Genomic DNA, 12,727 nt, shown 5'->3' with positions numbered 1-12,727 from the left:
CGCGTCCTCTGCGTCTTGGCGGTTCGTTTAAATTCTAAATCTTCAATAAACAAATATGACAACAGCAACTCAGGTTCGTTCCTCCTCAGTATTTCTCGTCAGTGGCGGTGCGAAAGGAATCACCTCCCTCTGCGTTAAAAAACTTGCACAACAACAACCTTGTACATTTATTCTGCTTGGTCGTTCCGAAATATTAGAAAACGAACCAGACTTCGCCAAAGATTGTTTTGAAGATGCTGCATTAAAAAAACGCATCATGGAAAATCTGCTCGCGCAAGGTGAAAAACCTACACCCATAAGCGTACAGAAAATATATAACAAAATTGCTTCTAGCCGAGAAATTAAACAGACAATAGCAGAGATTCAAGCCACAGGCGCGAAAGTTGAATATCTGAGTACTGATGTGACAAATGTTGCCGAATTACAACAAAAACTAGCAGCCACAGTTGCACGCACTGGTGCAATAACTGGCATTATTCACGGTGCTGGTAACTTAGCTGATAAATTAATCGAAAAGAAAACCGACCAAGACTTTGAAAAAGTTTATACCGCCAAAGTTCAAGGCTTAGAAAATCTACTGAATTGCGTTAACCCCAACCAAATAGAACAATTAGTATTTTTCTCCTCCGTAACTGGATTTTACGGTAATATTGGGCAATCTGATTATGCGATCGCCAACGAAATTCTCAACAAATCAGCGCATCTATTCAAACAAAACCATCCCAATTGTCACGTAGTTGCAATCAACTGGGGCGGCTGGGATAGCGGGATGGTGACACCAGAACTCAAAAAAGCCTTCGCCGAACGCGGAATTGATATTATCCCTGTAGATATCGGCGCACAAATGCTAGTGAATGAACTGCATCCAGCACACCATGACTCTACCCAAGTAGTTATCGGTAGCCCTACAATTCGCCCACCCGCACCCTTAGATGCAGAACTCAAAAGCTACCGCATTCGTCGCCGCATCGTATTAGAAGCAAATCCCTTCTTATATGATCATGTCATCGCTGGTTCTCCCGTATTACCAGCAACCTGCGCCATGTCTTGGATGATTAATGCTTGTGAAGAATTACATCCAGGTTATCGCTATTTAAGTTGTAAAGAATTCAAAGTTCTCAAAGGAATTACCTTCGCTAATTCCAACGTCAGCGAACATATTCTGGAAATTCAAGAACTTGCAAAAAGTGAATCTGAATTTGTCGAATTACAAACCACAATCTTAAGTAAAACACCAGAAGGCAAAACCCATTATCACTTCCGCGCCAATATTAAAATCGTGCGGAAAATGCCAGAAGCCCCAGTTTACGAATCAGTAAACCTCACCGAAGATAACATCATCACCACCACTGGCACAGACTTTTATCAAAAAGATAGCTCCTCATTATTCCACGGCCCAGCATTCCAAAAAATCACCAGAGTCATCAACATTACCCCCGAAAAAATCACCGCCGAATGCTATTGGGCATCAATTTCTGCTCAAAAACAAGGGCAATTTCCTATCAATTGGCACAACCCATATTGTAATGATTTAAGCACACAACCATTATGGGTTTGGCTAAACCATTTCCATCAAGAAATTTGCTTACCAGGACAACTAACCCACTCCGAACAATTCCTCGCCTTACCTTGCGATGAAATCTTCTACGTTTCTTGCGAAGTCAAAGCAAAAACAGCCACAGGCGTAACCTCCGACTATTACATCCACGACCGTGAAGGTAAAATTTACTCCCGCATCCTCGGAGCCAAAGCAGTAATTTGGCCTATGAGAATGATGAATAAATAACAGCAGGTAAACGCAGATGAAAGTTCCCTTCACTCTGCGTTTAAAATAGCAATAGTATACTCATATCTATCTCTCTTTAGTCTCCTCTTCTTTGCGCTCTTTGCGCCCTTTGCGGTTCGTTAAAAAAAATACTCTGGGAAAACACACCTTCCCACTCTCCGCGCCTCTGCGTGACATAAACTTTCCACTCCGGGGAACACCGTAAATCCAAAAACCCACCCCAACGAGGAAAACAACAGTGGAAAAAATAGCCATCATCGGTATATCCTGCCTTTTCCCCGACGCAAATAATCCCGAACAATTTTGGCAGAATATCACCGACCAAAAAAACTCAACCTCAGAAGTTACACTCGCCGAAATTGGTGTTGATCCCACAATATTTTACGACAGTGCTAAAGGCAAACCGGAAAAAATTTACTTCCTCCAAGGTGGATTTATTCGCAACTTTCAATTCGACCCCAGCGAATACAACCTACCACCAACATTAGTAAATAGCTTAGATAACACCTTTAAATGGTCACTCTACGCAGCTAAACAAGCAGTACAACATAGTGGCTATTTAGGTAATCAACAAGCCCTCGCCAAATGCGGCGTAATTTTAGGAACCCTTGCCCTACCGACAAAACTTTCCAATCAATTATTATCCCCCATTTATCGTCGCACAATTGATGGTGCGATCGCCGAACTTCTCCAAGATCAAGATTTCCATTTAGCCGCCATCCCTCCAACCAGCAAACCCTCATCCTACAACGCGATGATATCTGGTTTACCAGCCGCCCTCATCGCTCAATCTCTCTCATTATCAGGCACTCATTTTTGTATAGATGCCGCTTGTTCCTCAGCCTTTTACTCCATCAAACTAGCATCCCACTATCTACAAACACGCAAAGCCGACTTAATGCTGGCTGGTGCAATTAGCTGTTCAGACCCCTTATTCTTACGAATGCTCTTTTCTGGTATTCAAGGATATCCAGAAAACGGAATTAGCCGTCCCCTAGATAAAGCATCACGCGGCTTAATTACCTCCGAAGGAATCGGTATGGTAGTTCTCAAACGCTACAGTGATGCTGTCAGAGATGGTGATAATATTCTCGCTACTGTTTGCGGTAACGGACTCTCCAACGATGGTAGAGGCAAACACCTACTCAGTCCCAACGCCAAAGGACAAATATTAGCTTACGAACGAGCTTATCAAGAAGCCCAACTCAGCCCCAAAGATATTGATTATCTAGAGTGTCACGCTACAGGCACACTCTTAGGCGACACCACCGAATGTAGTTCTGTAGAAAGCTTTTTTGGTGAACACAAAGCATCACCTTTAGTAGGTTCTGCTAAATCAAACGTCGGACATTTATTAGTAGGTGCTGGAATGGTGGGTTTAACCAAAGCAATTTACAGCATGAATCATGGTGTAATTCCACCCACAATTAATGTTGACGAACCCATCGGTGCAGAAAATACTGTCATTTCACCCAAAAATATTGTTAAAACTACAACACCTTGGCCTAACAATAATTCGACTAAACGCGTAGCCTTAAGTGCCTTTGGTTTTGGTGGAACTAATTCACACATTATTTTGGAGAAAACCGCGAAGGACGCAAAGGACACAAAGGAATAAGAGTTTTAGAGGTTTTTCGCGTAAGCTTCATTTTCTCTTCTTGCCTTCTTCCCTTCGCGCTCTTTGCGTTCTTTGCGGTTCGTTTAAATTCATTTTAGGTACTCAATAATGACCCAAGATAATAAAAACAAAATTGCCATTATTGGCATGGATGCCTTCTTTGGCGAATGCCATAACTTAGATGCCTTTGAACGCAGTATTTATGACGGTAAACAACACTTCATACCTCTACCCGAAAAAAGATGGTATGGCATCGACACAGAAAAAGATTTACTCCAAGACTACGGTTTAGCTGAAGGCAAACCCCCCGTTGGAGCATATATCAAAGACTTTGAAATCGATACTTTAGCCTATAAAATTCCTCCCAACGAAGTCGAAAAAATCAACCCCCAACAACTATTACTGCTAAAGGTTGCAGAACGCGCCATCAAAGATGCAAATCTACCCGAAGGTGGTAATGTCGCGGTAATTATTGCTGCTGAAACAGAGTTATCTGTCCACCAGTTACAGCAAAGATGGGATTTGTCTTGGCAAGTCAAAGATGGTTTGAATGCGGCGGAAATTACCTTACCACCAGAAAAGATTACTCAATTAGAAACCATCGTTAAGGATAGCGTTCACCAACAAGTAGAAATTGGTGAGTATTTAAGCTACATCGCTAACATTATGGCGAGTCGTATTTCTTCGCTGTGGAACTTCACCGGGCCTGCTTTCACCCTCACGGCTGTAGAGACTTCGGCTTTTAAAGCTTTGGAAGTCGCGCAAATGCTACTGATGACTGGCGAAGCTGATGCAGCCATTGTTGGTGCTGTTGACTTGGCTGGTGGTGTAGAGAATGTGTTGTTACGCAATCAAACTGCCAAGATAAACACTGGTGTCAATACGTTGAGTTATGACCAAAAAGCCAACGGTTGGAATGTGGGTGAAGGTGCTGGTGTAGTTGTTCTTAAACGCTACGATGTGGCGCAAGCGAATGGCGATCGCATTTATGCCACCATTGATGCTGTTAGTATCGGACAATCTCTCGTCAATTCAGCTAACGAAGCCTTCCATAGCGCAGGTGTACAACCTTCTCAGGTGAAATATGTGGAGGTTTGCGCCAGTGGTATTCCCCAAGAAGACGAAACCGAAATCACAGGCTTATTGCAAACATACCCATCAGTAGGTCATGGTTTGCACTCTGCTATTGGTAGCGTCAAAGCCAATGTCGGACACACTCAAGTAGCTTCGGGAATTGCCAGCTTAATCAAAACAGCTTTGTGTCTTTACTATCGCTACATTCCTGGTACTCCTAACTGGTCTGGTGTGAAAACACCCCAACAATGGGAAAATAGTCCTTTTTATGTGGCTACAGAATCTCGTCCTTGGTTCTTGGGTAAAGACTCTGACCGTCGGATAGCTGCAATTAATGGACTGGGTTGTGATGGGACTTTTGCTCATGTGATTATCTCGGAAGACCCCACGCAAGAAGAACGCCCTAGCCGATATCTAGAACAAATGTCATATCATCTGTTCCCGATAACTGCTAACGACAGGGAGAGTATTTTTTCGGCTCTCGATAGTCTGCAAAAGAGTATTGAAACTAGTTCTTCTTTATCCGACTGTGCAAGTCAAGCTTTTGCTGCATACAAAGCCAACTCCCAAGCACAATACGCCATCGCCATTAACGGACGGAATAAAAAAGAACTCCTCAAAGAAATTGAGTCGGCGCGTAAGGGTATTAAAACGGCATTTGAAAAAGGTACAGACTGGCAAACACCTATAGGTAGTTACTTCACTCCCAAGCCTCTCGGAAAGCATGGCGAAATTGCCTATGTGTATCCGGCGGCGGTGAATTCATACGTCGGTATGGGTCGAAATCTCTTCCGCCTATTCCCTAGAATCTTCAACGACTACATGGTGAAGAGTCTGAATAAGCGGGTAGCGGATGTAGAACTACGAGTTTTTCCCAGAAGTTTGAGTAAGTTATCCCTCAGACAGCTAGAGACTCTAGAAAAGCAATTGCTAGATGATTCTTTAGCAATGTTTGAAGCGGAAATGTTTTTTACCAGACTGCTCACCACAGTTATTTGTGATGACTTTCAACTCAAGCCGAAGTATGTATTCGGTTACAGCTTGGGTGAAACCAGCATGATGGTAGCGCAAGGAGTTTGGAATGATTTCTTCCAAGGTAGTAATTCTTTCAACTCCTCGGCGTTGTTTGGAAATAGGTTATCTGGCCCGAAAAATGCGGTGCGTGAATTTTGGGGTTTGCCAAACACAGATAATTCAGACAAGAACTTTTGGGGTAACTTCGTTTTGATGGCGAGTCCTGAACAGGTACAGGAAGCTATCAAGAACGAGCCACAAGTTTATCTCACGCAAATTAATACACCGGAAGAAGTCTTAATTGCTGGTGAACCTGCCGCTTGTAAGCGAGTCATTGCAGCCTTGGGTTGTAATTCTTTTACGGCTCCTTTCGATCACGTTATCCACTGTGAAACGATGCGATCGGAGTATGGAGAGTTAGTCAAATTAAATACTTTGCCATCCCAGAATTTAGCAGGTGTAACCTTTTATTCTGCGGCTGAATATCAGCCTATTGTACTAGAGAGTGGTGCGATCGCTCGTAGCATCGCCACCGGACTATGCCAACAATTAGACTTTCCTCGCCTAGTTAACCGCCTTCACGACGACGGCGCGAGAATCTTCATCGAAGCTGGTGCGGGTGGTGTTTGTTCGCGCTGGATTGATAAAATTCTCGAAGACAAAGACCATATCACCGTATCCCTCAACCGTCGGGGTATGGATGACCACACTACCATTGTCAAAGCACTAGCAAAACTTCTCAGCCATCGCGTAGCTGTCGATTTATCTCCACTCTACAATCTCACACCTGCGCCTAAACAAAATAAAGCTACCTTACGCACTGTTACCGTCGGTGGTGAATCAATCACCGCCAGTATTTTGACTGAAGAAAACCGCAAACTTTTCCAAGATTTACCAGGAAAAACGAAAGGAATTCAGCCTGAAAATCTGCATTCAAATATACCATTACCTGATGAGATTGATATCATCAAATCGCTGCAAGATACTCATAAAATCTTAGGCGGTGAAATTCTAACGCAAAATGCAGAAGTTTCAATGAAAAATATCATTGAACACGGTTTTACAGCAGCAGAAAAAGTAGAATCTTCTGAGTTAATCGCCACACCAACACAAGCATCTGCTACCAATCAAGATTTAAATACCCTAATCAGAATGCTGGAGATAAATACCTCTCACTGTCAAAAGCTGAATGCTAATAATGCTCGGATAACTCAAGCACATACAGCTTTTTTACAAGCACGCCAAGATTTTAGTCAGCAGATGCGTGAAATTATTCAATTGCAATTAGTTTGCGCGGAAGATTTGCTCAAAGAATAAGCTTGAATGCACGTTACCTCATGGTTTAAGGATAAAGATTTAACACTTTATTCTTAGACCTTTCTTAAGAAAGTAAAATTATAGCAATTCTAATTGAGTAATGAAAATAATTTTTTAAATAACCACAAAGTACGCAAAGTACGCAAAGTTGAAAAAGAGAATTTTGTCAGTTCCAACCTTTATTATCTTTCTTCCCTTCGCGCTCTTCGCGCCCTTTGCGGTTCGTTTCAAAAAAAATAATTCACCTAACCACAACAATAAAATCAGCAATTAACAATCCGAGGGATAACTACTGTGACGACCTTCGATATGCCACTCAGCACCCAAGATAATGGCTTAAAATTCCCCGCCTATACCTACAATCACAATCTTGTTTGGAAAGGCAATTTAGAAACAATATGCTTTGAACAGCAAGCTATCAAAAATAAATTACTGCTATTAGATAAACCTTGCTACGTTGTTAAAATTGCAGGTAAGATTGGCATTACAAATGAAGGATATTTATATCCTGCTGATAATAATACAACTTCCCAATTAGAATTAATCGCTTCCCTTGCGCCAATTTCTCTACAACAGTTAGGCGACCCTAGTTTTCTCGCTTGCTATGGTGTGAAATATGCCTATATGACTGGTGCAATGGCTGGTGGTATTGCATCAGAAGAAATGGTGATTGCGTTAGGAAAAGAGAAAATTTTAGGTTCTTTTGGTGCGGGTGGTTTACCTCCCGAAAGGATAGAATCAGCAATTCAACAAATTCAAAAAGCTTTACCAAATGGCCCCTACGCTTTTAATTTAATTCACAGCCCTAATGATATGGCGATTGAACGTCGGGCTGTGGATTTATATTTAAAATATGGGGTGAAGGTTGTAGAAGCTTCAGCATTTTTAGATTTAACACCCAACATTGTGTATTATCGTGTTGCTGGGTTAAGTTTAAATGCTGCTAATCAAATTGAAATCAAAAATAAGGTCATCGCTAAAATTTCTCGCCGCGAAGTTGCGAGTAAATTTATGCAGCCAGCACCAACTAAGCTTGTCAAAGAATTAGTTGAACAAGGATTAATTACCGACTTACAAGCGAGATTGGCAGAACAAGTGCCGATGGCTGATGATATTACGGTAGAAGCTGATTCTGGCGGTCATACTGATAACCGTCCGTTGATTTGTTTGCTTCCTTCACTCATAGCTTTAAGGGATGAAATTCAAACTAAATATCATTATTCCCAACCAATTAGAGTTGGTGCAGCCGGGGGAATTGCAACCCCAGAATCAACCTTAGCAGCTTTTATGATGGGTGCTGCTTATGTAGTTACTGGTTCCATCAATCAAGCTTGTGTTGAATCTGGTGCTTGTGAACATACCAAAAAACTATTAGCACAGGCGGAAATGGCTGATGTGACTATGGCTCCCGCAGGCGATATGTTTGAAATGGGTGTGAAAGTACAAGTGCTGAAACGGGGTACGATGTTCCCGATGCGAGCGCAAAAATTGTATGAATTGTACCGCACTTATAACTCAATTGAAGAAATTCCGGCGGCGGAAAGAGAGAAGTTAGAAAAACAAGTTTTTCGGAAAACTATTGCTGAAGCTTGGGAAGGAACGGCTGCTTATTTATCACAGAAAAATCCTGAAAAATTGGGTAAGGCTGTGAATAATCCTAAGTTGAAGATGGCTTTGATTTTCCGTTGGTATTTAGGGTTATCTTCTCGTTGGTCAACTGCTGGTGAAAAAGGTCGAGAAGTTGATTATCAAATTTGGTGCGGCCCGGCGATGGGTGGTTTTAATGACTGGGTGCGCGGTTCTTATTTAGCTGAACCTCAAAATCGTCGCGTTGTAGATGTTGCTGACCAGATTATGAAGGGCGCAGCATTTTTATATCGCATCCAAAATTTAAAAATTCAAGGTTTGCAAATACCCGATTACTACACTCAGTATCGTCCCGAAGTTTTTAAGAAGTAAAAAGTAAAAAGTAAAAAGTAAAAAGATAATGCCCATAAAGAAATTTAAGGGATTTAATAAGGACATATTATTTCCCGTGCGACGCATATCGAAATAAATGTTTTTATTTTTTCCATAGATTAATTTAAGTGCTTGTGATCATTTTTCTTTTTCTTTCTTTTGCCTTTTAACTTTTTACTTTTTCCTTGTTCTGTCAATAATTCCCAGAGGTAACAATGTCTTATAGTGCAGCAGATATTCAAGCGTGGATGGTGTCTAACCTCGCTGAGTTAGTAGGTGTAGAAACTGACGAAATTGATATCCACGAAAATCTCGAAAACTATGGTTTAGACTCAGCACAAGCGATGACTCTAGTAAGTAAATTAGAGGAATTGCTGGGTTTTCAACCATCTCCTTTGTTGTTGTGGCATTATCCTAATATTGCATCTTTGTCAGAGCGTTTAGCTGAGGAATTAGTAGAACAGTCTGATGTGCAAGATACAGGAATTGTAAAGCAAACGAGTGGGAATGCGATCGCTGATATCCCCACTCTCGATTTACAAGCTGAAGTAGTCCTCGACCCGACAATTAACCCCGGTGGTGCTGTTTACACACCTATCGACAAACCCAAGAAAATCTTCTTGACGGGTTCTACAGGCTTTTTAGGCGCATTCATCATCCGGGAACTGCTAGAACAAACCGATGCAGAATTGTATTGCTTGGTACGCGCCAGCAGCCTCCAAGACGGTAAAAACAAGCTGCAAAAGAACCTAGAACAGTATGGAATTGGTCAGGATGAGTTAGATCCTCGCATTATTCCTGTCATTGGTGATTTGTCGCAACCAATGTTAGGCCTTGGTGCAGAACTGTTCCAAGCGTTAGCTACCAACATTGACACCATCTATCACAGTGCTGCTTTGTTGAACTACGTTTATCCCTACTCAGCACTGAAAACTGCTAACGTTTTAGGTACTCAAGAAATATTGCGCTTGGCTTGTCAAATCAAGGTCAAGCCAGTACATTACGTTTCTAGCGTGGCTGTATTTGAATCACCTTATTACGCGGGTAAGGTGGTGAAAGAAGATGATGACTTTAGCCACTGGGAAGGTATTTTCCTCGGTTACTCGCAAACAAAATGGGTGGCTGAGAAGTTGGTGAAAATTGCCAGCGATCGCGGTTTACCTGTTACAATTCACAGACCACCATTAATCGCCGGAGACAGCAACACAGGTATTGGTAACACCCACGACTTTATCAACTTAATGGTCAAGGGTTGTCTGCAAATGGGTAGCTTCCCCGACGTAGAATATATGTTGGATATGTCTCCTGTAGACTATGTAAGTAAAGCGATCGTCTATCTTTCTATGCAGCCAGAATCGATAGGTAAAGCTTTCCACTTACAACATCCCAACCCAGTTTCTTTAAAATTCTTAGTTGAGTGGGTGAGTTCTTTCGGTTATCCCGTTCAAATTCTCCCCTACGATGAATGGCAAGCAGAGTTGATTAAAAATGCTGCTTCACCAGATAATCCTTTATATACTCTGCGCCCATTCTTACTCGAACGCTGGTCTGACGAACAAGTCACAATTCCCGATTTGTATCTGCAAGCAAGAAGACCAACAATTAGCTGTGAAGCAACAGTGAAAGCATTAGCTGGTAGTGGGATTTCCTGTCCGCCAATTGACTCGAAGTTGTTTATGACCTACACAGCTTATTTAATTGAAAGCGGCTTCTTGAGTCTTGCTTTGTAATAATTTAGTTGTGATGTATCACAGTGTTACATCTGTTGATGTTTGCTATTGGTGGTTAAAAACATATTTTTCTCAGTTAAGTAAACTTATCAAAAATATGTTAAATAACCATATATTAGCCAACTAATTAGTTAAAAATATAAAACCCAGTTGGTTATCCAGACTGGGTTTTTTGTATCTCATGCTATATCAGGAATATTGCTGTTTATCGTCAAGTTGATTTACATCAAATCTTAATATCAAAGATATTAGCTCTTCAAAATTTTTATCACATAAAATTTATATTTTTTTAGTTTTGATTTATAGAGGCTGGTATGTTTTACAAATCACACTCAAAACTAAGTGTTGTTTTTATGCTTTCAGGAACACGGCAGTATATTGAATATTTTTTATATAAAGATTGAATAAAAATTTAGGAATTAAATTTAGTATAGATAATTTTGAGATGAACTTATTTTAAATAGATTTAATTTTTAAAGTTGCAAATACTGAAATTGAACCTATGTATCAAAAGCAGTTAGATTACTGATGTAAACCAATCTAGTCAAAAACTACATTAATGTCACTATTAAACCTGACACACTTTGGTATTAATTCTGAAGTAATCTAGCTGATGGAAATCTTCTCTGAGACTTTTTTTAAGCAAGCTTTTGACTTTGCCGAATTAGAACAGACAATAACGTCTACTATTCGTTTGGTTGCACATAATCCAGCTGCTTTGTATGTATTCTGGCAACATTATACTTATTTTAATGGCTACACATCATCCGTAATTTCTCGGCTTGCGAGTTCAATTGCGATGTCTCGTTATTTATTTACTGATCATGAAATTGCGGCGATTGAAGAAGCAGATCGTGGCTTTCAAATTTCTGCTGAGATTATGATTGCAGCATCTGATGAAGGAGCTTATGGTATCACCCATAGAGAATTGGCTCAATTGTTGTTAAAGACAGTCGGAGACTATGCAGAAATTTCCGTCGAGGAACGTAATCAACTTTCTCAGACTCCAGCTTGGCTGGATGAAATTGTGCAAGCTGTAATAACTGGCTACCAAGGAACTCCCGGCGATGCTGTTTCTTTGATTCGTTCTTTGGGATTTCATACAGCTTCCGAAATGTTGGGCGATCGCGAGTACGCACTATTGGATATGATTATCCGGTATGAAAATCAAGGCGTAGGATTTGACCGCTACCTCAAGGAAAACACTACTCCTGTCGCAATTCGCGGTCATCGTTATGATCCTTGGTGTTATGTTGTCATTCACGGTAAACATGAAGGTTCCGGCGCAGAAGCTAGACATTTTGACCATGTTTTGCAAGCCTTGAATATGGTAGTTCAGTATCGGCCTGAATCAGAGCAGCAAATTATTGAGTGGGTGCTGGAAGGTTATCAAGCATTTACAGAGTTACAGCAGCATTTATTTAGAGAAATTTATCGGGAATGTCTGCAATTGCTAGAACCGCTAGAGACAGATAATTTAGTTTCTGTATAACTTGCTGGCGATCGCTCCAGGGTGCATATACTCACTTTTAACGTTGATGTAGAAATTTTCTCACATAGCATCTACTACTTATTCATCACAAATCATGTTTCATTGGCAAGAAGTCATTGGTATAGTTGCAGGGTTTCTCTCGCTTTTAGGTTTTTTACCCTACATATTTAGTATCTATCAAAAGAAAACTCGGCCTAACAGAGTCACTTGGTGCATTTGGACAGTTGTCGGATTCATCCTTTGTTTTAGCTACTACTCATCTGGTGCAGTTAATACAATTTGGGTTCCTGTTTGTTCTGCAATTGGTCATCTGATAATTGCTATTCTTGGGATTAAATATGGTGAAGGTGGTTGGAACAGGGTTGACCGATGGTGTCTATTAACTGCTGGTATTAGTCTTATCCTTTGGTGGCGGTTTAGTTCTCCGATTGTTGCTCTCGTCATCAATATCTGCATTGATTTTTTAGGTGCATTACCAACCATCAGAAAGTCCTACCATCAGCCATATACAGAAGATATTTTCACATGGTCTCTATTTCTGTCGGCACATACACTTAACCTGTTTGCTCTAAAAAATTGGTCTTTGACTTTCTCAATTTATCCACTGTATTTATTTGGTTCAACTCTTAGCATATTTCTTTTACTTCTGCGTCCTCGTATCTATCATCAAGTCAAATTATATAAACGACACATAATTATAAAAATCAATAACAGTAAGAAATTCTTATTTTAATTAA

At 40.7% G+C, this 12,727-nt stretch carries 7 protein-coding genes; all 7 read left to right on the top strand.

The window, feature by feature from the left end; translation table 11 throughout:
- Positions 1-55 precede the first annotated feature (55 nt).
- The 7 genes from H6G75_RS00565 to H6G75_RS00535 all read left to right on the top strand — a co-directional run bounded on the left by H6G75_RS00565 (position 56) and on the right by H6G75_RS00535 (position 12,723).
- Positions 56-1,786 carry an SDR family NAD(P)-dependent oxidoreductase gene (locus H6G75_RS00565; protein ID WP_190978068.1) on the top strand — a complete coding sequence of 577 codons (1,731 nt, stop codon included), beginning with the start codon at positions 56-58 and terminating at the stop codon, positions 1,784-1,786.
- A 238-nt stretch (positions 1,787-2,024) separates the two neighbouring features.
- Positions 2,025-3,404 carry a polyketide synthase gene (locus tag H6G75_RS00560; RefSeq protein WP_190978067.1) on the top strand — a complete coding sequence of 460 codons (1,380 nt, stop codon included), beginning with the start codon at positions 2,025-2,027 and terminating at the stop codon, positions 3,402-3,404.
- Positions 3,405-3,512: 108 nt separating this feature from the next.
- Complete coding sequence (locus tag H6G75_RS00555; protein WP_190978066.1) at positions 3,513-6,809, top strand: type I polyketide synthase; 3,297 nt, start codon at positions 3,513-3,515, stop codon at positions 6,807-6,809.
- 309 nt (positions 6,810-7,118) lie between these two features.
- Positions 7,119-8,768 (top strand): PfaD family polyunsaturated fatty acid/polyketide biosynthesis protein, encoded by a 1,650-nt coding sequence (locus tag H6G75_RS00550; RefSeq protein ID WP_199337673.1) that lies wholly within the window; start codon positions 7,119-7,121, stop codon positions 8,766-8,768.
- Positions 8,769-8,983: 215 nt separating this feature from the next.
- Positions 8,984-10,498, top strand: coding sequence for a thioester reductase domain-containing protein (locus H6G75_RS00545; RefSeq protein ID WP_190978064.1), 1,515 nt, complete (start codon positions 8,984-8,986; stop codon positions 10,496-10,498).
- Between the two features lie 613 nt (positions 10,499-11,111).
- The gene (locus H6G75_RS00540; protein WP_190978063.1) at positions 11,112-11,990 is read left to right on the top strand and encodes a hypothetical protein; all 879 of its coding nucleotides are present in this window, start codon (positions 11,112-11,114) and stop codon (positions 11,988-11,990) included.
- Between the two features lie 94 nt (positions 11,991-12,084).
- Positions 12,085-12,723 carry a hypothetical protein gene (locus H6G75_RS00535; protein WP_190978062.1) on the top strand — a complete coding sequence of 213 codons (639 nt, stop codon included), beginning with the start codon at positions 12,085-12,087 and terminating at the stop codon, positions 12,721-12,723.
- Positions 12,724-12,727: the final 4 nt, after the last annotated feature.

Origin of the sequence: Nostoc sp. FACHB-280 (assembly GCF_014697615.1) — a bacterium.
GTDB lineage: Bacteria > Cyanobacteriota > Cyanobacteriia > Cyanobacteriales > Nostocaceae > Nostoc_B.
Note: the sequence above shows the minus strand (reverse complement) of the source record. Positions and strands in the feature narration are given on the sequence as shown.

Bases quoted from the DNA above. Each gene is read 5' to 3' on its own strand.
- H6G75_RS00565 (WP_190978068.1), top strand. From the start codon at position 56: ATGACAACAGCAACTCAGGTTCGTTCCTCCTCAGTATTTCTCGTCAGT.
- H6G75_RS00555 (WP_190978066.1), top strand. From the start codon at position 3,513: ATGACCCAAGATAATAAAAACAAAATTGCCATTATTGGCATGGATGCC.
- H6G75_RS00550 (WP_199337673.1), top strand. From the start codon at position 7,119: ATGCCACTCAGCACCCAAGATAATGGCTTAAAATTCCCCGCCTATACC.
- H6G75_RS00545 (WP_190978064.1), top strand. From the start codon at position 8,984: ATGTCTTATAGTGCAGCAGATATTCAAGCGTGGATGGTGTCTAACCTC.
- H6G75_RS00540 (WP_190978063.1), top strand. From the start codon at position 11,112: ATGGAAATCTTCTCTGAGACTTTTTTTAAGCAAGCTTTTGACTTTGCC.
- H6G75_RS00535 (WP_190978062.1), top strand. From the start codon at position 12,085: ATGTTTCATTGGCAAGAAGTCATTGGTATAGTTGCAGGGTTTCTCTCG.